Origin of the sequence: Marinobacter sp., from assembly GCF_041595835.1 — a bacterium.
Taxonomy (GTDB): Bacteria; Pseudomonadota; Gammaproteobacteria; order Pseudomonadales; family Oleiphilaceae; genus Marinobacter.
Genome location: NZ_JBFHJO010000044.1, coordinates 1 through 22,600 on the forward strand (window position 1 = coordinate 1; position 22,600 = coordinate 22,600).

The window sequence follows — 22,600 nt, forward strand, 5'->3', positions numbered from 1 at the left end:
AATAGGATGATCATTACCGGCATAGCCATAACCCAACAGGATGGTTTTCACCATCGCTTCCCTGTCAACAGCATGCTTTAAGGCCATCCTCACATCATTGTTCTTAAAGACATCGCTGTCACACAGCATCGGGAATGTATAGTGCTGGGCACCTTTGGTTTCTTCGATAACAATCTGACGATTGCGCTTGAGCAAACTGATTGTTTTCAAATCAACCCGGTTGATGACATCGACTTCACCGGTCATCAACGCATTTACCCTGGCAGCACCATCGGAAATACCAATGAGTTCAGCACCATCAAAGTGGGCCCGACCAGGCTTCCAATAGTTCGGATTCCGTGCCAACACCATGCGCAGTCCCGGGTTGAACTCTTTCAGCTGATAGCCTCCGGTACCTACACCAGCCTTCCAGTCAGCCACCCCGTCTTTCGAGGGCATGATCACAATGTGGTAGTCCGCCATCACATATGGGAAATCCGCATTCCCGGCAACCAGCTCAACAACCACGGTATTCTGGTCAGTGGCCCGGACATCCTTGACTTCACTGAGCACTGTCTTCGCTGCAGACGTCGAGTCATCCCGTCTGTGATGATTGATGGATGCCACAACATCATCGGCGTCCATGGTTTTTCCATTGTGGAATTCAATACCTGAGCGCAACTTGAATGTCCAGATTCTGGCATCTTCAGAGGCGGTCCAGCCCTCAGCCAATTCGGGAATGGCACTACCGTCCACATCGATTTCAACCAAAGAGTTATAAACGGCTGAAAAACCGATAAATGTGAAGGTGTCACTCCAACTGCCCGGGTCATAGGAATCGCTGGAGCTACCACCCGCAAGCCCCAGCTTCAGAATCCCCCCCTTCCTGGGCACTCCTTCGGCGGCCCAGGCAGAGCCTGGCAGGCCCATTGAAAACATGGCGCCAGCTGCGCCCACGGATATTCCGGCTTTAATAAATTCGCGACGATTAATTTTTGTCATTTTTCTCTCCTAATAATTATAATTTTTGGTAAAAGATGATCATCAACAAACTCGTCAATTTATTAGAGCCAAAGCCCTTTATAGCGCTCATAAAAAATAGACGACAAAAACATATATTTGTTTTTATATTGCGTTTCATAAGCAATCACCAAACGATCAAAAAACACTAAACACACAATTTTTATTTCAAAAATCGTGTCGTATGCTTAATTTCCAGAAAATCCTCCAACCCCCATGGACCAAGCTCCCGCCCTATACCACTCTTTTTGACACCGCCCCAGGAGGTCTGAACAAACAGAGCCTGAGGACCATTGATGAAAATATGCCCCGCTTCCAGGGCAGAAGTAAGACGTTCAATTCTGGTCTCATCGTTGGTTACAATGGTTGCAACCAGGCCATAAGGACTGTCATTGGCAAGTTCAACAGCCTCGGCTTCGGTCGAAAACGACCTGACAGCCAACACCGGACCGAAGATTTCTTCCTGCCATAAATCGCTATCCAGAGGCACATCCGTAAATACAGTAGGCTCGACAAAGAAACCTTTCATTTCTGCGTTCCCGGCACTGCCTCCCGTTAACAAGCGGGCACCGCAATGACGCCCGTTTTCGATAGCCGCCAGCACTTTTTCATATTGGGGACGACAGGTGAGCGGCCCCATGGTCACATCCGGTGCAAAAGGATCTCCGACTTTTATCTGGCCAACTGCCTCCTTCAACCTCTCCAGGAGTTGCGGATATATGCCCTCCTGCACCAGTAAGCGGGATGTCGCAGAACACATCTGACCGGTATTCAGAAAGATACCCGAACAAATCCAGTCCACCGCATCGGTAATGTCCGCGTCATCAAATACCAGAATCGGTGATTTCCCGCCCAGCTCCAGACTGACGCCTTTTATGCTCTGGGCTGCAGCCTGCATTACTTTGATGCCGGTCGCAGTACTGCCAGTAAAAGAGAGTTTGTCGATATCCGGGTGGTGGGTCATGGGGCCACCCAGGTCTGCTCCGGTTCCGGGCAGGATATTCAGGACACCCTCAGGTAATTCCGCCTCCCGGGCAATGTCGCCATATTCAAGTTCAATCAGAGGCGTGATTTCTGATGGTTTAAGAATTGCAGTACAACCTGCTGCCAGTGCCGGGGCCAACTTCCAGGTAGAAGTGAGTAAAGGGTAGTTCCAGGGAACGATAAGGCCGACCACCCCGACCGCTTCAAAATGAGTTTGGGAAACGTATTCAGAAACCGGAAGCTCTACCGGGCTGCCTTGCTTATGATCAAGTTTCTCAGCCAGATCGGCATAGTAGTCAAGGCAGTTACTGACCTCATCGATATCGTATTCCGACTCTGCCAGGGTCTTGCCGTTATTAAGTGTCTGCAGATGAACCAGGCGGTCCTTCCTCGCCTCAACCGCCCGAGCCATCCTGCGCAAATAAACCGCCCGTTGAGCTCCGGTGAATGCCTTCCAATCGGGCAATGCAGAGCGGGCAGCCTTAACCGCTAAATCCAGATCTTCTGCCGTGGCGGCAGCCACCCTGGCAATAGGCATCTCAGTCGCAGGGTTTGTTACCTCAATGTGCCCTCTCTGCCTGGGTGCAACCCACTCCCCGCCAATAAATAATTCTGTTTTGTATTGCATGATCCGCTCCTTAATTCTTTTTGTACGACGGTCCGGTCCAGCCGGCCCTCTGGGTCAAATCAAACAATAAATATCTTGCCTGGATTCAGAATATTGGCAGGATCCAGGGTCTGTTTGATCTGACGCATAAGGGATAGCTCTTCGGGATTACGGCTCATGTGCAGGTATTCTCTTTTCTCCAGGCCAATACCATGCTCAGCGGAAACTGAACCTCCAAAGGCCTGCAAAGTGCTGTAAATCACCTGTTCGACCGCTTCTCTTGGCACATCCTCCTCATGTAACCCGACGGTCAGGTGGAGGTTGCCATCGGCAAGATGACCAAATACCAGAAGTACGGCGCTTTCACTCACCGACTTCAGTCGACTCTGAACCTTTTCCACATAGGTGTTCATACTCGAAATGGGCAAACTGACATCAAACCCGATGGTCTTTCTGAAAAACCGATCTTCGGCCTCAGTGCCCTCCCGGATGCCCCAAAGTGCCGCTCGCTCCGCTTCAGAGCCAGCAACCACCGCATCAGTAATCGAGTCCTGCATAAACGCCTGCTCCAGGGTCTTTTCAAACAACTGCGGCAGCAAGACCTGGTCGTTACCCTGAGCTTCAACAAGAACAACAAAGGGATAAGTCTGTGAGAACGGCGACTTTGAATCGGCATGCGGCCCAGTGTTGAGCTCAAAGAAGTCACTCCACATCACTTCATAGGCGCAGAGGTGATCCCCCAAAGCCGAATCCAGAAAACGAAGAAAGGCGACCACCTGCTCGAAAGATGCCAGTGCGACCATTGCGGTTGCGTCCGCGACAGGCTGTTCATTCAACCGTAAGACGGCTCTGGTCACTACTCCCAATGTACCTTCGCTACCCGCAAACAATTGCTTGAGGTCGTAACCGGTATTGTTCTTGAGATAGCTGGTCATGGACGAAAGCACCCTGCCATCGGCCAGCACAACTTCCAGCCCCAGTAGTCTCTGGCGCATCATGCCATGGCGCATGACATTAAAGCCGCCGGCATTTGTCGCCACCATGCCACCGATAGTGCAGCTTCCCCTGGCACCAAAATCCACAGGAAAACGCAGGCCATGCTCGTTTGCATGTTCTTGCACCACCTGTAATACCGCACCGGCCTGCACAGCCATTGCCTGGCCAACCACATCGATGGATTCAATATCGCGCATGCGCTCAAGAGACAACATCACGTCATCGTCCTGAGAAGCCGTACCCTCTGCCAGACCTGTATTCCCCCCCAGAGGGATAACCGGCTGCCCCAGGGAATGACATAATCGCAGACAGGCGGATACTTCCTCAGTACTGCCGGGACGCAGAATGGCTTTTGCTCGCATCGGGCCACGATCCCAGTAGGTGCTGGCACGACTGCGGACATCCTCCCCCGTCAGCACCCCCTGCTCACCCAGGATGTTTTTTAAAGAGGCGATCAAATCAGACATGACATTTCGCTCTTGTTGAGAAACCGGATAATCGGATTCAGCCCCATTACATCAGCTCCTCACGCACTTCTATGAGAGTCACCCCCTTGTGCCTCAGGGCATTGCCCAACGCCTCAGGTAACATTTCCAGTGATGTTGGGCCCGCGACACGGCAGCCGAATCCCTCGGCAATTTTCTGGTAATCCGGATTCTTCGGCATGACAGCGACAGGAGGTATGCCGGTCGCAATCATATCGTCACGAATCTGGCCCAGGCTGTCGTTATTCCAGAGTACGATCACCAGAGGTCCCTCAAGCTCCTCTACGGCTGTGGCGAGTTCCTGCACGGTATATAGAAAGCCACCATCACCAGCCAGAACAACACCCGGACGACCGGGACTCGCCAGCCCTGCCCCTATGCCGGCAGGCAATGCATACCCCAAAGTTCCGAACCCGGTTGGATGCAGCCAGCTATTCACCTGCTCAACGGAGAAATAATGGTTACCGGTGTAGGCAATCTGGGTCATGTCGGTAGAGAGGAACGCCTCATCGGGGAGCTCACGGCGCAACACATCCAGTACACGAACATGCTTTTGTTGCAGCGATTCGTACCCGTTCAGAATATCGGCCTTCATGTTTTCAAGTTCGGTGGCCACACGAGCTGCCCGTGTCTGATCAGAGACCTCAATGGATTCAAGCAATCCGCTGAGTGAAGACTCAGCATCAGCCAACAGGGCAATTGTTGCGGGATGACGGTCGTGAAAGCGGCGAGGGTCGATATCGACACGTATCACTTTGCCGCTGAGGTCCAGCTTGTCACGCCAAAGGTCTGTGGAAGCCATTTCCGTACCTACAGCCAGTACAACATCCGCGTTTTCGACGTAGTTCCAGCCTTGTTCCAGACATAAAACGGCTCCGGCATACAATGGATGCCGAGAAGGTAAGATGCCCTTGCCCGCAACAGTACTGAATACCGGGGCACCCAGGCGTTCTGCGAGCTGTGCAATTTGCTCTCCGGCGCCAGTAGCACCACCACCAGCAATAATTACCGGACGCTCCGCGTCCTGAAGCAGATTGGCTGCAGAATGTAAATCTGCAGCATTGGGCGAAGGATGTTGGCTGAACGTGGAGACAGCTCCCGTCCAGTCATAATCGATCTCTGCCGCCAGCACATCCATAGGAATTTCAATATGTACCGGCCGGGGACGCTCACAATTGAACACACTGAACGCCCGGGCGATCAGGTGAGGAATGTCTTCACCGGTATAGGCCGTGGCAGAAAAAGCGGTTAAAGGTGCCGTAATAGCCCGTTGTTCCTGGGTTTCATGAAGCTCCCCCCAGCCTTTGCCAAGATTTGGCACTTCATTCACACTGCTGATCACCAGCATAGGGACCGAGTCGGCGTAGGCCTGCCCAATCGCGGTGGATGCATTTGTCAGCCCAGGTCCGCTAATCAGAAAGCACACACCGGGCTTGCCGACAGTCCGGGCATAACCATCTGCCATAAATCCCGCGCCCTGTTCATGACGGGACAACACATGCCGAATACGACTATCAGGAAGGCCGCGGTACAGCTCCAACGTGTGCACACCGGGGATACCAAACACCGTATCAACACCGTAATTTTCCAGGAGCCTTACCAACGCTTGTCCATTACTTATATTGTTCTTGTCAGACATCTTGTTTTTACCTTTTGCAGGAAACTCTAAAACCGGAAGCAGCAGGCCACTTCAATACAGGCTCAATCCTCATTTCCAGCCTGACAACCTGGGTTTAAACAGATTGATGATTACTTCATACAATCCGGTCATGCTGAACATAGTGGCAGCCCCCTCCCTACCCAGTATTTCTATTTCCGCCATTGTTTTTTCATTATTCGACATAATCCTTCTTCCGACCTGTATTAATGAGCCAGGTTCAGCCTGCGCCCCTTCAAAAAAAGCCCCGACCTTCAAGGAAGGTCAGGGCAAAGGGGTGGAGTACCAATGAACCCTGATCAGACGCAATTACAATCGACAGTCATGCATGAACCAACGCGGTCAGGCGAGACGAGATGATTCTTTCGGCATCCTGCACAATACCCGACACCAATTCATCAACACTGGGTACGTCATACACCAACCCCGCAGAGATCCCGGCCCACCAGATACCATGCTCCAGATCCCCGGTTTCCAGCACCACCTCACCGCGCTTGCCCGAGACTAATGCAGCGACATCACCGAACTCACTGCCTTCCCGAGCCTCAATATCCGCAACTTCAACAGATACGCTGTTCTTGAAAACCCTGGCCGTATTCCGGAACTTTCGGAAAATCAGCTGAGTATCCAGTTCGGAGGCGCTCACAAGCTTCTGCTTCAGGTTGGAATGTACCGGGCTCTCCTGTGTTGCAACAAAACGGGTCCCCATGCTGATGGCTTCTGCCCCCAGCGACAAAGCTGCCACCAGGCCACGGCCATCACTGAAACCGCCACAGGCAATTACCGGTATATCCAGCTCATCCACGGCCCGGGGTACCAGAACCAGAGACGGGATATCATCCTCACCAGGATGCCCAGCAGCCTCAAAACCATCGATAGTGACAGCGGCACAACCAACTTCCTGAGCCTTTTTGGCGTGGCGCACGGAAGTACACTTGTGGACCACCTTGACACCCGCGGCATTGAACATGGGCATAAAGGGCTGAGGGCTCCTCCCTGCGGTTTCCACCACGGTTACGCCCGAATCAACAATTACCCGGGCATATTCCTCGTATGGGGGCGGGGTCATAGAGGGCAGGATCGTCAGGTTGACCCCAAACGGCTTATCCGTCATCTGCCGAGTCCGCTTGATCTCCTCAGCCAATGCTTCCGGAGTCGGTTGCGTCAATGCACTGAGGAATCCTAGTCCTCCGGCATTAGCAACAGCTGCGACAAGTTCTGCCTTCGATACTCGCTGCATGCCCCCCTGAATAACCGGGTGCTCAATACCAAACAGTTCCGTAATGCGCGTTTTTAACATGTCTCATTCCTCATGCTGTGATTCCTTTAACTTCAGGATTCAACGTTACGTAAGAGTTCACGGGATATGATGTGGCGCTGTATCTCGGAAGTTCCCTCCCAGATACGTTCGATACGCGCATTACGCCACAGGCGCTCCAGCGGCAGCTCATCCATTAGCCCCATGCCACCGAAGATCTGTACCGCCTCATCAGTGACGCGTGCCAGGGTTTCGCTGGCAAACAGTTTTGCCATACCAGCATCACCATCGGTCATGGTGCCGAGATCCATTTTCTGGGCGGTATACAGGGTCAACAGATCTGCGGCACGAATATTGGTCACCATGTCCGCCAGTTTGAAAGAGACCCCCTGATTCTTGCCGATCGCCTTACCGAACTGTGTACGTTCCGCCGCCCAGGCCACAGATAGGTCCATAGCCCGCATCGATTGACCAACGCAGTTCGCAGCAACCATCACGCGGCCGGCAGTCAGCCAGTCGTTGGCAACCGTCCAGCCCTTACCCACCTCGCCCAGCACTTTGCTGGCCGGCACCCGGCAGTCATCAAAGAAGAGTTCATACTGATGATAACCCCGGTTGCTGACACAAACAGGGCCCCGCCGTATGTCTAGCCCTGGAGTGTCGCTATCAACCAGGAAAGCTGTCACTTCATTACGCTGGCGACCGTTCAGTTCGTAGGTTCCGGTAACGGCAAAAACGATGGCAAAATCGGCCTCACCTGCATGACTTATAAAATGCTTGCTGCCTTTGAGAACAAAGTCATCTCCATCACGCACTGCACGGGTTTTGATCCCCGCCGCATCAGACCCGGCATCGGGCTCAGTAAGCGCAAAACAATCGCTTTTCTCGCCACGGACACAGGGCAACAGATATTCCTCAATCTGATCCCCTTTACAGGCCATCAGGATTTTACTTGGTCGGGCCACATAAACATGCAGCGCCCAGCTTACCTTGGACAGCTCACGTTCGATTAACGCCTGGGAGACATAATCCAGCCCGGGGCCACCGACTTCTTCTGGCATGTTGAATGCGTAGAAACCCGCTTCCAAAGCCTTGTTGCGAATCTGTTCTGCCAGCTCTTTGGGTACTTCGCCTTTTGCTTCCACTTCGGCTTCGTGGGGTAGCAGTTCTTTCTGGACAAAAGCGCTGACGGAATCAATCAGCATCTGGTGCTCTTCGGTAAGTTGAAAATCCATGGAGGTTACCTCTTATCAGATATCGTTATTAGTGGTGTGTGGTCAGCTACCGCTTATCAGGCGCCCTTCCAGTCAGGCTCACGGCCTTCCTGGAAGGCTTTTGCACCTTCGGTAGCATCGGAACTGTCCAGCATTTTCTGGAACTCCGGCCAGACACCCGCCCGCAGATTCCGGTAACTCTCATTGAAGGATTGAGTTTCAGTTTCCCGAACAACCTCTTTGATTGCTGCTACCGACAGAGGAGCTGATTTGAGAATGCGCTGAGCGAGCTTCCGGGCCTCGTCCATCAGCTCAGCCTGAGGTACAACGCTGTTAACAAGCCCCAGGTCGGCGGCCTCCTGAGCCGTCAGGTGTTTGCTGGTAAGCAGCAGCTCCATAGCCTTAACCCTGGGCATCATCTTGGGCAACAGGAAGGTGGCAATATCCGGGGCAACACCAACCTGAGCTTCCGGCAGCCAGAACTGTGCGTTATCAGAGGCAATTACGAAGTCTGAGCGCAACAGCATTTCAAACCCGGCCCCCAGAGCATATCCATTGACCGCGCAGATAACCGGTTTCAGCAAGCTGTCCATCTCCGGAAAACCGCCAAAGCCGCCTTCACCAAAATCACCGGTGTATTCCTCTCCATCGGCAACGGCATTGAGATCCCAGCCACCGCAGAAAAACTTCTCTCCTGCCCCGGTGAGGATCGCCACACGAAGCTCAGGATCATCACGGAATTTTGCAAATATCTCGCCCATTTCGCGGCTCAGTTTTGCATCAATAGCATTCGCTTTGGGTCGATTCAGAACGATTTCCAACACCATTCCATTACGGGTCACACGCAGATTTTTGTTCATCATTTTCTCCGTATATTGAGGGGCCAGGCAGCGGCCCTCTTGTTGTTTGGTTGTTAGTCACGCACCCTGATCAGAGCGTCTGCGGCTATGGCACCTTTTCCAATGGAGCGCAGGAGAAGGGGGTTCACATCCAGCTCCACCAGTCGATCAGCATTTTCGTGAGTAAAGTTTGCGATTGCCTCAATGGCGTCGACGGCAGCGTCTATATCCGCCTTTTCCCGCCCACGGAATCCGTTGAACAACACCGCACTACGCAGCCCAAGCAAGGCGTCCCTGATTTCATTCCGACTGGTTGGCAGCAGCAATGACCGGGTATCCCTGAGCAGCTCAACAAAGATGCCGCCAGCACCAATCACCAGATAGGGGCCAAACTGCTCATCTCGCACCACACCGACAATGACTTCCGCCACAACACCATCAACCATTTTCTCGATCAGAAAACGGTCAGCCAGTGGTGCCATCTCCTGAACCGCGGCCATCACTTCTTCCACGGTATTGAGGTTCAGCCGAACCGCACCAACATCGGTCTTGTGCGCCACACCCAGGGCTTTTACTACCACCGGGAAATCCAGCTCCCAGGCAACAACGGCCGCATCCTCCGGGCGTGTGACAATGCGGCTATCCGGAATCTTCAGACCGTAGTCGGCCAGCACCTTCTTGGACTCCGCCTCATCAAGGACTTTGGGCTCCTGTCCCCCTGCTACACTGGTCAGCAAGGGAACAGGAATCTCACAGGACCAGGCCCTGCCAATGTCCACTGCTGCTTCCACGCCTTGCAACCCGGCATCAAGCCCCGCCAGCGGAACCACCCCCTGCTCCATCAACAACTTGGCGGTATGCTCCGGCATATCTTCAGGTAACATTGCCAACACGGCAGCCTTGGCACCGGTTTGATTAACTGCGGCAATCAGAGCGTTCCGGGCCGGGTGCCATGCAGCATCACTGCAGCGGTCACCCCGGGGGAAATCAAGCAGACACAGGGTCAGGTCGAATCCTGAATCAATAAAGGCGGCAAAGGTGTCGGTAAGGCGCGTCTGATCGTTCCAGTCGAACAGTTGGTAATCAAAAGGGTTAGAGACAGTAACCAGTTCGTGAACCGTCGCTTTGATTTTCTGATGGTTGGCACTGGACAATCCCCCCAACTCCAGGCGGAGCCCCTCCATCGCATCCGCAACAAGGGCACCATCGCCGCCGGACGAACTCATGGAGCCCAGCCTGCAACCATTCAGTGGGCCGTGCACATGCAGAACCTTCAGCGCTTCCAGCATTGCCTCCATCGAGTACACCCGTCCCACGCCAGCACGGGCAAACAAAGCGCTGATCAAGTCGTCGGAGCCGGCCAGGGAGGCCGTGTGGGAAAGAGCAATCTTCTTCGCAGCATCAGAGCGGCCGGACTTCAGCGCAACGACAGGCTTACCCAGCTGACGGGCATAATTCACCGCACTTTCAAAAGCCCGAGGATCAGCAATACCTTCGATATACAGGCCTATTGCTGTCACTGTGTCCTGTTGGGCGAATTCCCGTATGGCATCCGGCAGGTCGAACTTGATCTTGTTTCCGAGGGAAACCACGTAGGCCAGTGGAAGTCCACGCTGCTGCATAGAGAAATTCACAGCCACATTGGATGACTGGGTAATAATTGCCACGCCCTGCTCAACCTTCTCTCCACCATGCTGGTCCGGCCACAGAGTCGCCTGATCCAGATAGTTCAGCAGCCCATAACAATTTGGTCCCAGCAGAGGCATGTTTCCTGAGGCCGCCAGTAATTCATCCTCAAGTTTCTTGCCTTCCTCCCCGGACTCAGAAAAGCCAGTGGCATAACAGATAACTCCGCCTGCACCCCGATCTGCCAACTTCCCGACAATTTCAATGGTCAGATTACGATTGACCGCGACATAGGCAGCATCTGGCGCTGCCGGCAAATCATCCACAGAACGAAAAACTTTCAATCCTTCAATCTGCTCTTTTTTCGGATGTACGGGCCAGATCTCCCCGGAAAATCCTGCCTTGAGACATTGACGAATAACCTCCTCGGCTTCACGGCCCCCTATCACCGCGATGCTACTAGGCCGAAGAAAACGGGCAAATGACATAGTTTCAACTCCTGAAGACAGCAATTTTTATCGTTTTTTTTGCCTTGGATTTTTATCCGACTGGCAAGCTCTGCTACCTCAGGATTTCATCCGCCGGTACCAGTTAACGAGCATCATCGCTGAAGCATCGCCGCCTGATGTCGCACCGATGGTCACAGTTGTTACATTTTTCGCCGAAATAGCATTTGTCGCCGGAATAGATCCAACTCAAGAGGAAAAGAGGAAGAGGAAGAGAATCTGGCTTTCTGTTACGCCATTAAAGATGAAGAGTGTCGGAGAGGGAGCATGCTCCGTTTATGCCCCCCTCCGCTCATCCGATGGTCGCTTATCAAAGAAACGTTTATAAGTACGAATAAATGATGAGCGTGAGTTGTAACCGGTACGAACACCTATTTCAGTGATACTCAGACTGGTTTCAGTCAATAACCTTTTAGCCAACTGAATTCTCAGGCGCGAATAATACTGGGAAACCGTCGTATCCAGATACTCCTTGAAATCACGCTCTAATTGCCTCTGGGAAACACCTGTTTTACTGGCAATATCAGAAATCGACAAAGGTGTTTCACAGTTCTGTTCCATAAACCTTATTGCCTTTGCCAATCGGGGAGAGTTCTGTTCAATCAACGAAGGCATTTTCTCTCGCTGGGGAGTACTCTCTGAACGTTCAGTATCGAAAATCAGAAGATCCGAGACGGATATGGCCACTTCAGCGCCATAATCCTTTCGAATCATGGCCAGCATCAGGTCAAGAGCTGCCGTTGCTCCCCCCGAAGTAATCCTGTTCCGGTCGATCACATAGCGATTATTACACACATCAATGTTGTGAAATTCTTCCCTGAAAACATCCACCTCGGCCCAGTGAATCGTTGCCTTATAGCCATCAAGAAGGCCTGCTTTTGCCAACGGGTAACTGCCTGAATCCAGGCCACCCAAAACAGGAATAGATTTCCTGGCCTGCCTCAGCTTTTTAACAACATCCGTATCAGAGTATTTTTTATAGTTATAGCTGGCCAGAACAAATAGCCCCGTTACACCACCATCCAAAATGTCATCAATGGAAGCGCTAACACTTATATCAAAATCACTGGAACTCCGGACAGAGCTTCCATCCATTGAAACCAAAGTCCACTTATAACCCAATTCATTCAAAAAACTATTTGCCGCTCTAAGAGGCTCAACAGAGTTAGACAAACAAAGATTACTAAACTCGGGCAACAAAAGAAAACAGTAGTGTTTCACCATAACAAACCAACAAATAAGATAAATTGTTTTAGTTTTTTTATGAAATACATTAAACCGGAAAACCAAAATCAAGGTACCACGAACATCGATGCATTTCTCAAATTCTGAGATCAGCCCCAGTTCAGGTCCAGCCAGCATTGAAAATCCTGGCCCCCCTACCCGCTTCCCGAAGCGGTTCAGCTCATTACCATTCCTCTCACGAGCAAGCAAGTCTGCCAGCCAGTGGCGATCATCAGGTTTCGGGTCAACAGCCTTACACTAGAATCAAAAGTCTAAAAGATGACGCGCAGAAAACTGAGTACCATCCCCGGCTCAACAATAATTCTGAATATTTCAGCCGGAGCCGCTCTACAGCGAGGTGCATATGTTCCATCACGTCAACCTTGAATACCATCAGCAGATAGCAACCATTACGATTAATCGCCCCGCGAAGCTCAACGCTCTGTCTGAAGGTGCCTTTCTCGAACTCAGGCAAGTACTCCGTGACTTACTCGATAATCAAGATATACGAGTGGTGGTATTGAAAGGAAGCGGTAAAATTTTCTGTGCTGGCGGCGATATAGATTTCTTCACAGAATTGGCCCAACAGCCGCCACTCGAGCGTTCAGTAGCTGCGCACCAGTATGTTGGCTTAGCTCACGAAGTTTTGGAACTCTTTACTTTATTACCGGTTCCGCTTCTGGTGGCCGTGCAAGGTGCCGCTGCAGGCTACGGTCTCAGCCTCTGCTGCATTGCGGATATTGTAATAGCTGCGACAGGTAGTCGATTCGTACCTGCCTATCTTGGGCTTGGCGTCACGCCAGATGGAGGCCTGTCCTATAATCTTCCCCGTCTCATAGGGGAAAGGCGCGCTTCAGATATGCTGCTCAACAACCGTAGTATCGTTGCGGATCAAGCCGAACAATGGGGGTTAATAACGCGCATAGTTGATTTTGATGAGCTGGACAATGAAACTCTGCAGCAAGCCCAGAAACTGGCCTCAGGCCCCGGCATGGCCACAAAAAACACCCTGGGTTTATTGCGCAATGAACATCACCTGAACGAGCTTAAGAAATCGCTATCTGCAGAATTAGAAAGCTTCTCAACATGCGTACAGGCAGAAGACTTCGTAGAAGGCGTAATCGCATTTCGCGACCGTCGACAACCCAACTTTAGCCAATGAGGAGCATGCGCCTTCTGATCCTGGATTCTGACAATGACATACGCCAACACTGCATTTCACGGGTCATAAAATGACGAAATACTGGCTGTATCTGGCCATAGCCATCCTATCGGAAGTCATCGCCACCTCTGCCCTGAAAGGCAGTGAAGGTTTTAGCCGTCTATTACCTTCCATCACGGTAGTCATCGGCTATCTGATTTCCTTTTATTTCCTATCACTGACCCTGTCAGTCATACCCGTCGGTATTGCTTACGCAATCTGGTCTGGAGTTGGCATCATCTTAATTGCTTTGGTTAGCTGGTGGATCTATGACCAACATTTGGACACCGCATCTCTGGTCGGAATGACCTTGATTCTCTCCGGTGTTTTAGTGATTAACCTTTTTTCCTCAACAGCGGGGCATTGAGAGGGGCGGAGAGTGTAGTAGTGCACGAATTCCCGACAGTGAAACAATACTGGGCACTGTATGGACTAAATTTGGGCACAGAAGAATTTCAAGACGCAGAAAGCAAAAAAGGCAAACCAGTAAGTTACTGATCTGCCTTTCTTTTATATGGTAGCGGGGGCTGGATTCGAACCAACGACCTTCGGGTTATGAGCCCGACGAGCTACCAGACTGCTCCACCCCGCATCAAACTTTTTGTGAACCAGGTCACCCTGATCAACGTGGCGCGAATAATACGGTGCGGAGCGCGCAGTGTCAAAGGAAATTACGACATTTCCGAAACTTAGCGTTCAAGAATTGCCGTAATCCCCTGCCCGCCAGCGGCGCAGATAGAAATCAGGCCACGCCCACTGCCTTTCTCATCCAAGAGCTTGGCCAGAGTAGAAATAATCCGGCCACCGGTTGCTGCAAACGGGTGGCCCGTGGCCAGACTAGAACCTTTAACGTTCATTTTATTCCGATCGATACTGCCTAGCGGCTTGTTCAGACCAAGACGCTCCTTGCAGAATTGCGGATCTTCCCACGCCTTCAAAGTAGACAGAACCTGTGCGGCGAAGGCCTCATGAATTTCATAGAAATCAAAGTCCTGCAGCGTAAGGCCAGCCTTTTCTAACATTCGGGGAACCGCATAAGCCGGCGCCATCAACAACCCTTCTTTCTTATCTACAAAATCGATGGCGGCCACTTCCGAGAAAGTCAGCCACGCTTTGACGTCCAGCCCTTTCTCTTTCGCCCAGGCCTCACTGGCCAACAGTACACAGGACGCGCCATCGGTGAGCGCCGTACTGTTGGCGGCAGTCAAAGTACCGTTTTCACGATCGAAGCATGGTTTGAGAGTCGCCAGTTTTTCCAGCGTCGTATCTGGCCGAAGGATGTTGTCTTTCTCCAGCCCCGCCATCGGAGTCATCAGCCCCTCAAAAAAACCTTCATCGTAGGCTTTCGCCAACTTCTGGTGACTTTCCCAAGCCAGACGATCCTGATCCTCTCTGGAAATACCCCATTCTTTGGCCGTTATCTGGCAATGATCCCCCATAGACATGCCTGTTCGAGGCTCACCATTTGAAGGCACCTCCGGCGCCAGATGGCCGGGCCGGAAGCGAGCCAGTATTTTCAGTCGATCCAGGGCCGTTTTGGCGCGATTAACGTCCAACAAAATCTCCCGCAACCCCTCACCCACACCAATCGGGGCATCAGACGTGGTATCTGTACCACCAGCAATACCGCATTCAATCTGGCCCAAAGCAATTTTATTAGCAACCAGAACAGCTGCCTCAAGGCCTGTGCCGCATGCCTGCTGAACGTCATACGCCGGAGTTTCAGGAGCCAGGCCAGAACTGAGCACAGATTCACGGGTCAGGTTAAAATCCCGAGAGTGCTTAATCACAGCACCGGCAACTACTTCACCCAGGCGCATACCTTGAAGGTTATACCGGTCTACCAGACCACGCAGGGCAGAGGTGAGCAGTTCCTGATTACTGATTTTACTGTAGGCCGTGTTAGAGCGGGCGAAAGGCGTTCGGTTACCGCCGATAATCGCAACGCGGCGAACAGCCGGGTGGGCCTTAGCGGCTTTCAACTTGGTGTTTTTCTGAGCCTGTGCCATGGCAAAATGACCTTTATAACGATGAATGTTCGGATGAGCAGACGATTATTGAAGTCTAGCGATAAACCGCTGCGTCTCATTGGCAACTCTGACAACACCAACATTGTGTTCAGTCAATTCAATAGATTGAGGAATCCTTACTCTTTAGGCTATTAGCTACTTACCCTCTCTACAAGGAAGCAACCATGTCTGACCTCTACCTGAAGCTCGTCAATACCCCTGTGGGAAAAACTGCCGCCCAATCGCTCGGCCTGCCGTCCCCCATTCCACTGAAACGCCTGAAGCGTGTGGATCAGCCTTTTATCGAGGGCAACATATTGATTGCCGCCGGATCCGGCGCAAAAGCCGTGCCGACTTTAGGTGCTATTCTGGGGGCCAGCCCGGCCAACCTGTTCCACGCTACCGGTTCAGACACCCTCGAAGAGTCGTCAAAGGCTGGCAACAAAGCCAGGTCGTTCGATCTTAGCCGCGAAGCAGACAGCCAATTCTCAGCACTGGTTTTCGACGCAACAGGCCTGAAAAACCCTCAGGAACTACGCGCCCTGTACGATTTCTTCCACCCGACCATTCGAAAGCTCGCAACAAATGGGCGTATTCTGGTCATAGGCCAGGACCCACATTCTTGCCGAAAAGCCTCCCACGCTGCCGCTCAACAGGCACTTGAAGGGTTTGTACGGGCAATGGGCAAGGAAATCGGCAAGAAAGGCTCCACCGCGAACCTGATATGGATTGCGCCAAACGCTGAAAACCAACTGGATTCCAGCGTACGCTTCTTCCTGTCGCCCCGCTCTGCCTATATTTCCGGTCAGACCGTTCGCATTGGCAAAGCCGAGTCAGCCAAAGCCACAAACCCTGTAGCTCCGCTAACCGGCAAAGTTGCTCTGGTAACTGGCGCTTCCCGTGGTATCGGCGCATCCATTGCTGAAACCCTGGCCCGAGACGGTGCGACAGTCATCGGCCTGGACATCCCGTCCGCAATGGAAGAGCTTCAAAAAGTCACGGGGGCCCTCAAAGGTAAAGCTCTCGCGTGCGATATAACCGACAAAAATGCTCCGAAGCTGATCGCTGACTTCATTGAGAAGGAATCTGGCGGCGTAGATCTTGTTGTTCACAACGCAGGAATCACCCGGGACAAAACGCTCGGAAACATGCCGGAACACTTCTGGGATATGACCATTGCAGTCAACCTGACCGCCGAAGAATTGATTGACGAAGAACTGATGCACCGAAACCTGCTGAAAGACAATGGCCGCATTGTTTGCATCTCTTCTATCAGCGGAATAGCCGGCAACTTTGGCCAAACCAATTATTCCTGCGCCAAAAGCGGTGTCATTGGATACGTAGAGGCTATGGCAAAACAACTGAAGAACGGCATAACCATCAACGCCATTGCTCCGGGCTTCATTGAGACCCAGATGACAGCCGCCATGCCTTTCACTATTCGAGAAGCTGGACGGCGTATGAACAGCCTCTCTCAGGGAGGGTTGCCGATTGATGTAGCAGAAGCTATTGCCTGGTACTGCAACCCTGCCTCCGCAGGCGTTACCGGCAATGTTGTGCGGGTTTGCGGCCAATCCCTGATCGGAAAGTAAGACGCAAAAAAAAAGCAGATCCAGTCGGATCTGCTTTTTTAAATCTGGTGGGTGGTACTGGGATCGAACCAGTGACCCTCGCCTTGTAAGGGCGATGCTCTCCCAGCTGAGCTAACCACCCGGAAAAGTGGCGGAGCGGACGGGACTCGAACCCGCGACCCCCGGCGTGACAGGCCGGTATTCTAACCAACTGAACTACCGCTCCGCATTGATTCAACCTGCAAGGTTAAATCGGTTGCCAGACACTTGTCTGGCTCTCTGCTTAAAAGTGGTGGGTGGTACTGGGATCGAACCAGTGACCCTCGCCTTGTAAGGGCGATGCTCTCCCAGCTGAGCTAACCACCCACTTCGAGGCCTTACTATTCTTCAAGCCTTAAGCAGTCACTTGTGCGCTTAAAGCGCTTGCCGATTCAGCGTTGCTGCATCAACCAAGTGAGACGCGCATTTTAAGCATTTCGATCGTGGTGTCAAATGTTTTCCAAAAAATTCTCGAAGTTTTTTAAAGCACCGGCGCAACTGCACACTTATTAATCAAAATCAGAGACTTGAATCCAGCTTGCCTGACGCTCAATCATCTTGATGTTCAGCAGCGTTCTGCCCCGCCAGCTCACCCTTAGCCCGCAGAGACAGGTCACTAACCGTTGCCCTGCGCTCTTCAGGAACCGCCAGAGATGCCAAAGAGCTGTTGAGACCATCCAGTTTAGCCGTTACATCCCGCCAGGCCTCCTCAAGATAGGGAGCCAATCGCACGCTCACACGTTCAACACGAGTAAAGACATCTCTTTTGAATGACATAAATCACTCTCGCACACTACCAGGTCACCTTGAGTGTAGTCACTCAACCTTTAAAAAATCCACCAACCACCGCCAGATTCCTGTTCACGAATCCGCTCTCGTTCTTCTTCAAGCTCAGCATACTGCTCTTCCAGCTCTTTCAGCTTACGATCAGACTCAAGTGGTACCGTTGGCCCACCACCAAAAGGCCAGTACCAAGAAGAAGACTCATACTTACCCTGCTGTTTAAGTCTTTCTATTTCCAGTTCTCGCTCTTCTTCAAGCACAGCTTTGCGCTTTTCGTAATCATCATCCTGGTTCTTTTCAACAATAGAGGCAGCCGCATGGTTTGGCGCCAACAGATCACTATTCAGAAACAAGGTAGATACGATTTCGCCGGGCTGCATAGCGTACTCCCGGGTAACCAGCTGCAAGTCACCTGATGCTAACGGGTGCTCTGGATCCAGGTCAGGATGCGGGCGCTCCGGTTCTGTTAGTTCGTTGTAACGCAGGTAATAAATTCGGCCTGCCTCCACCTTGATGGTCGCATCAGCAATCAGACTCAAGCTGAACGAACCAAGCCCCTCGAGACCAAGCAAAGGTCGACGGATAGCCAAATGCCTTTCACCCGGAGCCACCTCCAGCCAGGTAAAACTGTTATTGCGGATATTGAAGTAATGGGTGTCGTCTATATAAACGCTGGGCGCCTCAATCTCATCGCCCGCCCATTCGGAGTCAGTGCGATAGAAATACAGCAGAGCATTCTTTTGGTCCCAGTCATCGGTATCAATGTGCACAAAGTTATGACCTGATACAGGGTGCAGGAAACCGCCCACACTCTTACCAATAGACTGATACACAGTGCAGCCTGACAACACCACGACGCACAGTAGTGCCGCCGTATTCTTAACGAAAGGCAGTCGGATTCTCATTGTTTTTCACTCTTCATCCCTTTTCGAGTTGCCAGATCATATCAACTGCCACCCCAGAGAAATGAGAGCTACCGCAAGGGATGAATACAAACCGTTACATTCATCCCTGCAAGCCCACCTGCACACAATTACTGGCCAGAGGAGCCAGACCGGAGCTGATTGACTTCTTCAGACAAACGTACCAACCGGGAGGTCAGTTGCGCACGGGAAGCGTCGATAGCGGCTACCGTCTTTTTTAACTCTGCCAGCTGCGCCCTCAAAGCACGGACGTCACTATCGTCAGCCATTGAGTCAATCGCTTGCTCCAGGGCAGAGATACGCCCTTCCCTGCCCTCAACCCCCAACTTCTGCTCCTGTTCAAACCGGCGAACCCGGCTATCCACAAGCTGCCCCACTTCACCGACTCGCTGACTAAGAGTAGCCAATTGCCCGGCGGCGACTTGATCCGCCTGCTCCAGCGCAATCACCTCGCTTTTCAACTGTTCAGACAACTGAGCAATATCCCCGGCAATACCAAGGCGCACCTGTTCCACAGCCACGCTCAAATCCGAAACCGACCTGGCCGTCATGGCCAGCTTCTCATCCAAAACCCCCAACCTCTGTTGTTGCTCATCCAGACGTTGCTTATTTCTCTCATTAGCGATCACCCAAAGCTTTCGGATTTCTCCATCCACAGAGCTCAGCCGTTTATCATGCGCTGCAATTTTTTGCTCGAACGTCGCCCCTCGCTCCTGTAAGGACTCTCCGGTTTCGGAAAGCTCACCCTCAAACCGCGCCAACGCCAAATTGCTTTGCCGGGCCCAGTTGTCTGCATCTTTCAACCGCCCCTCAAGTACCTGAATGCGCTGCTCCTGAAGATACCAACCAACGCCTGCGCCAACGGCCACAACCCCCAGCAAAACCCACGCCAGCGCAAAACCACCCCCGCGATTACCACTACGCCTGGTAGATTCCGGATCTTCAGGCGGCTTTGCTGGCCGCCTTTTTTTAGTCGCTGGTTTCTGTTTTTCCGGTTCAGAGCCTCCAAAGGGCGCGTCAACTCGCAGCTCATCATCATCTGGGCGAATGGGTTCCATTACAGCTCCTGAACAAAGATCGTTAACAAAGAGAGCTCGATAATACTCGCACCGGGCGAAACGTTAAAATGACCAACCTGAAAGGCACCCCAAATCAGAAGCCCACCCATGTTGCATGGTAAGTAGGCAATACATACAATGGCCGGCTTTCCAATTATCACAGGACAGTTGCATATGCAGCCGCTTGTAGGCCTCATTATGGGCTCGAAATCCGACTGGCCCACCATGGAACACGCCGCAGAAATGCTTGAAAAGCTTGGCGTACCCTACGAAACACGAGTTGTGTCCGCCCACAGGACCCCTGACTTGCTGTTCGACTACGCCAAAACTGCATCCGATCGTGGTCTGAAGGTAATCATCGCAGGCGCCGGCGGTGCTGCACACCTCCCGGGAATGGTTGCATCACAAACTTCCTTGCCGGTACTGGGCGTGCCTGTGCAATCCAAAGCGCTGAATGGCCTGGACTCCCTGCTATCGATCGTCCAGATGCCCGGAGGCATCGCCGTTGGCACCCTGGCTATCGGCAAAGCCGGAGCCACCAACGCTGGCTTGCTGGCAGCACAGATTATCGGCACGTTTGACGACAAAGTACGCACAGCAGTAGATGAATTCAGGGCCACCCAAACACAGACGGTTCTGGACAACCCTGATCCAAGCGATCAGTAAAACCCGCTCCCAACGCTTCAAGGCAGGAGAGTTCGAATGAAAATCGGTGTACTAGGAGCCGGCCAGCTTGGACGTATGCTGGCACTCGCCGGATACCCATTGGCCAAAGACTTTGTCTTCTACGACATGTCCGGAAACCCCAGTGCAGGCCTTGGCGAAACCATCGTAGACCGAGAGGGCAAACACCTGGATGAATTCCTGTCCAAAGTTGATCGCGTCACCTACGAATTCGAACACCTGCCGGTAGACGTCGCTGAAAAGCTGGCCCAATACAAACCGGTTCACCCCTGCCCCAGAGCTTTACAGGTCTGCCAAAACCGTGAAGCCGAAAAAACGCTTTTCGGCCAGCTAGGTATCCCCACACCGACATGGAAAACGGCAGACAGCGCTGAATCGTTAAAATCTGCAGCCGAAGCCCTGGGCTGCCCGGTTGTCGCCAAGTCGGTCACCGAAGGCTACGACGGCAAAGGCCAGGCAGTGCTGAAAAGCCCGGAAGACGCAGAAGAAGCCTGGGCGGCTATCGGCCACCCCCGGGTAATCGTAGAAAAGTTTGTTAACTTCAGCCGGGAAGTTTCCCTCATTGCCGTACGCAGTGAAGATGGCGACGTTGCCTTCTACCCGATTGCCGAAAACACCCACCACGAAGGTATTCTGCGCTACTCCATTGCGCCCGCGCCCGGCCTTCAGCCCCACGTACAGCAAGATGCCGAAAGGTACATAAAGACGCTGCTCGACGAATTAGGCTACGTAGGCGTACTCACTCTGGAACTTTTCGAAACTGAAAACGGCCTGGTTGCGAACGAAATGGCTCCACGAGTTCACAACTCCGGTCACTGGACCATTGAAGGTGCCATGACCAGCCAGTTCGAAAACCACATCCGCGCCGTCAGCGGTCACGCTCTTGGTAATGTGGACGCTCGCGGACTAAGCTGCATGATCAACATCATCGGCGAACACGGCGATATAGAACGCATTCTGGAATTGCCGTACGCTCACGTACACCTCTATAACAAAGAGGAGCGCCCTGGGCGCAAATTAGGCCACATCAACATTCTGGCTGACAGTTACGCTGAACTGGTCTGGCGGGTAAAAAACTGCGCTCAGTTTTTGCCAGGCAGCCCCGAGTTTACCTGCAGTCTAAACTCCAAAGGTTGAATTAACTCAAACCACCCTTATATTGCTTGTACGAACATTCATAAACATAGAGAGACAGGGAGAACGACCCCATGGCATTTGAACTTCCCGCATTGCCTTACGAAAAGAATGCACTGGCACCGCACATGTCCCAGGAAACTCTTGAATACCATCATGGCAAACACCACCAGACATACGTTACCAAACTGAACGGTCTGATTGATGGCACTGAAAATGCCGACAAGTCACTGGAAGAAATCATCAAAAGTGCCAGCGGCCCGGTGTTCAACAATGCCGCACAGGTCTGGAACCATACTTTCTTCTGGAACTGCCTGAGCCCGAACGGTGGCGGTGAGCCAACCGGCGCAGCTAAAGACGCCATCGAAAAGGCTTTCGGTTCTGTTGCCGAATTCAAAAAAGAGTTTGCTGACAAAGCCGCCAATAACTTCGGCTCCGGCTGGACCTGGCTGGTGAAAAAGGCTGACGGTAGCCTGGCTATTGTGAACACCAGCAACGCCGAAACACCGTTGACCGGTACCGACAAGCCAGTTCTGACTGTCGACGTATGGGAACACGCCTACTACATCGACCACCGGAACAGCCGCCCGAACTATCTGGAAGCTTTCTGGAATCTCGTAAACTGGGACTTCGTGAACGAAAATCTCGCGTAATCAGGTTCCTGGCTCTGGCGGCGACAATCGTTGCCGCCCTCCTGAAGACACTCTTGCTATTGTCACTACTGAGTTGCTTCATAACCGCAATCACCGCCACTATATCCAGTGCCGAACCCGCAACCGGGCGCTACATTTCAGTCTCCGGTG

20 protein-coding genes and 4 tRNA genes are annotated in these 22,600 nt (G+C 52.4%); 6 read left to right on the forward strand and 18 right to left on the reverse strand.

Annotated elements, in window-relative coordinates; all coding sequences use genetic code 11:
• From ABYA77_RS12275 to ABYA77_RS12320, 10 genes are all read right to left on the reverse strand, one after another.
• Window positions 1-981 (reverse strand): ABC transporter substrate-binding protein (locus ABYA77_RS12275; protein ID WP_372966266.1); only part of this gene is annotated, 981 nt, incomplete at its 3' end.
• A gap of 181 nt (window positions 982-1,162) precedes the next feature.
• Entirely contained in the window at window positions 1,163-2,611 is a 1,449-nt protein-coding gene (locus ABYA77_RS12280; protein ID WP_372966267.1) for an aldehyde dehydrogenase family protein, read from the reverse strand.
• Between the two features lie 59 nt (window positions 2,612-2,670).
• On the reverse strand, window positions 2,671-4,053 hold the full coding sequence (locus ABYA77_RS12285; RefSeq protein WP_372966268.1) for an FAD-binding oxidoreductase: 1,383 nt from the start codon (window positions 4,051-4,053) through the stop codon (window positions 2,671-2,673).
• Window positions 4,054-4,099: 46 nt separating this feature from the next.
• Window positions 4,100-5,710: a 5-guanidino-2-oxopentanoate decarboxylase gene (locus ABYA77_RS12290; RefSeq protein WP_372966269.1), complete on the reverse strand. Its 1,611-nt coding sequence runs from the start codon at window positions 5,708-5,710 to the stop codon at window positions 4,100-4,102.
• A 69-nt stretch (window positions 5,711-5,779) separates the two neighbouring features.
• Window positions 5,780-5,914 carry a hypothetical protein gene (locus ABYA77_RS12295; protein WP_372966270.1) on the reverse strand — a complete coding sequence of 45 codons (135 nt, stop codon included), beginning with the start codon at window positions 5,912-5,914 and terminating at the stop codon, window positions 5,780-5,782.
• A gap of 136 nt (window positions 5,915-6,050) precedes the next feature.
• On the reverse strand, window positions 6,051-7,028 hold the full coding sequence (locus tag ABYA77_RS12300; protein WP_372966271.1) for an NAD(P)H-dependent flavin oxidoreductase: 978 nt from the start codon (window positions 7,026-7,028) through the stop codon (window positions 6,051-6,053).
• Window positions 7,029-7,060: 32 nt separating this feature from the next.
• Complete coding sequence (locus ABYA77_RS12305; RefSeq protein WP_372966272.1) at window positions 7,061-8,221, reverse strand: acyl-CoA dehydrogenase family protein; 1,161 nt, start codon at window positions 8,219-8,221, stop codon at window positions 7,061-7,063.
• 56 nt (window positions 8,222-8,277) lie between these two features.
• Complete coding sequence (locus ABYA77_RS12310; protein WP_372966273.1) at window positions 8,278-9,060, reverse strand: enoyl-CoA hydratase-related protein; 783 nt, start codon at window positions 9,058-9,060, stop codon at window positions 8,278-8,280.
• Between the two features lie 53 nt (window positions 9,061-9,113).
• Complete coding sequence (locus ABYA77_RS12315) at window positions 9,114-11,153, reverse strand: acetate--CoA ligase family protein (RefSeq protein ID WP_372966274.1); 2,040 nt, start codon at window positions 11,151-11,153, stop codon at window positions 9,114-9,116.
• Window positions 11,154-11,447: 294 nt separating this feature from the next.
• A complete protein-coding gene (locus tag ABYA77_RS12320) occupies window positions 11,448-12,533 on the reverse strand; it encodes a GlxA family transcriptional regulator (RefSeq protein ID WP_372966275.1) in 1,086 nt (361 codons plus the stop codon).
• A gap of 226 nt (window positions 12,534-12,759) precedes the next feature.
• On the opposite strand from ABYA77_RS12320, the gene ABYA77_RS12325 reads away from it, so the two are divergent.
• Both ABYA77_RS12325 and ABYA77_RS12330 read left to right on the forward strand, forming a co-directional pair.
• The gene (locus tag ABYA77_RS12325) at window positions 12,760-13,557 is read left to right on the forward strand and encodes an enoyl-CoA hydratase/isomerase family protein (RefSeq protein ID WP_372966276.1); all 798 of its coding nucleotides are present in this window, start codon (window positions 12,760-12,762) and stop codon (window positions 13,555-13,557) included.
• Window positions 13,558-13,627: 70 nt separating this feature from the next.
• Entirely contained in the window at window positions 13,628-13,963 is a 336-nt protein-coding gene (locus tag ABYA77_RS12330) for a multidrug efflux SMR transporter (protein ID WP_372966277.1), read from the forward strand.
• Window positions 13,964-14,111: 148 nt separating this feature from the next.
• On the opposite strand, the gene ABYA77_RS12335 is transcribed toward ABYA77_RS12330, so the two are convergent.
• Both ABYA77_RS12335 and ABYA77_RS12340 read right to left on the reverse strand, forming a co-directional pair.
• A tRNA-Met gene (locus ABYA77_RS12335) sits at window positions 14,112-14,188 on the reverse strand.
• Window positions 14,189-14,285: 97 nt separating this feature from the next.
• Window positions 14,286-15,605, reverse strand: coding sequence for an acetyl-CoA C-acetyltransferase (locus tag ABYA77_RS12340; RefSeq protein WP_372966278.1), 1,320 nt, complete (start codon window positions 15,603-15,605; stop codon window positions 14,286-14,288).
• A gap of 185 nt (window positions 15,606-15,790) precedes the next feature.
• Between ABYA77_RS12340 and ABYA77_RS12345 the strand changes: the two genes are divergently transcribed.
• A complete protein-coding gene (locus tag ABYA77_RS12345; protein WP_372966279.1) occupies window positions 15,791-17,197 on the forward strand; it encodes a 3-oxoacyl-ACP reductase in 1,407 nt (468 codons plus the stop codon).
• A 45-nt stretch (window positions 17,198-17,242) separates the two neighbouring features.
• On the opposite strand, the gene ABYA77_RS12350 is transcribed toward ABYA77_RS12345, so the two are convergent.
• The 6 genes from ABYA77_RS12350 to ABYA77_RS12375 form a co-directional block, all read right to left on the reverse strand.
• Window positions 17,243-17,318 (reverse strand) — tRNA-Val (locus ABYA77_RS12350).
• A gap of 7 nt (window positions 17,319-17,325) precedes the next feature.
• A tRNA-Asp gene (locus ABYA77_RS12355) sits at window positions 17,326-17,402 on the reverse strand.
• A 64-nt stretch (window positions 17,403-17,466) separates the two neighbouring features.
• Window positions 17,467-17,542, reverse strand: a tRNA-Val gene (locus ABYA77_RS12360).
• 222 nt (window positions 17,543-17,764) lie between these two features.
• Entirely contained in the window at window positions 17,765-17,992 is a 228-nt protein-coding gene (locus ABYA77_RS12365) for a hypothetical protein (RefSeq protein WP_372966280.1), read from the reverse strand.
• A 50-nt stretch (window positions 17,993-18,042) separates the two neighbouring features.
• A complete protein-coding gene (locus tag ABYA77_RS12370) occupies window positions 18,043-18,903 on the reverse strand; it encodes a DUF2846 domain-containing protein (protein WP_372966281.1) in 861 nt (286 codons plus the stop codon).
• 128 nt (window positions 18,904-19,031) lie between these two features.
• The gene (locus tag ABYA77_RS12375) at window positions 19,032-19,979 is read right to left on the reverse strand and encodes a hypothetical protein (RefSeq protein ID WP_372966282.1); all 948 of its coding nucleotides are present in this window, start codon (window positions 19,977-19,979) and stop codon (window positions 19,032-19,034) included.
• 174 nt (window positions 19,980-20,153) lie between these two features.
• Here ABYA77_RS12375 and purE point away from each other — a divergent pair, with 174 nt between their 5' ends.
• The 3 genes from purE to sodB all read left to right on the forward strand — a co-directional run bounded on the left by purE (window position 20,154) and on the right by sodB (window position 22,450).
• Window positions 20,154-20,645, forward strand: a complete 492-nt coding sequence (gene purE / locus ABYA77_RS12380; RefSeq protein WP_372966283.1) for a 5-(carboxyamino)imidazole ribonucleotide mutase — start codon at window positions 20,154-20,156, stop codon at window positions 20,643-20,645.
• A gap of 36 nt (window positions 20,646-20,681) precedes the next feature.
• Window positions 20,682-21,800 (forward strand): 5-(carboxyamino)imidazole ribonucleotide synthase, encoded by a 1,119-nt coding sequence (locus tag ABYA77_RS12385; RefSeq protein ID WP_372966284.1) that lies wholly within the window; start codon window positions 20,682-20,684, stop codon window positions 21,798-21,800.
• A 71-nt stretch (window positions 21,801-21,871) separates the two neighbouring features.
• Window positions 21,872-22,450: a superoxide dismutase [Fe] gene (gene sodB / locus ABYA77_RS12390; RefSeq protein WP_372966285.1), complete on the forward strand. Its 579-nt coding sequence runs from the start codon at window positions 21,872-21,874 to the stop codon at window positions 22,448-22,450.
• Window positions 22,451-22,600 lie beyond the last annotated feature (150 nt).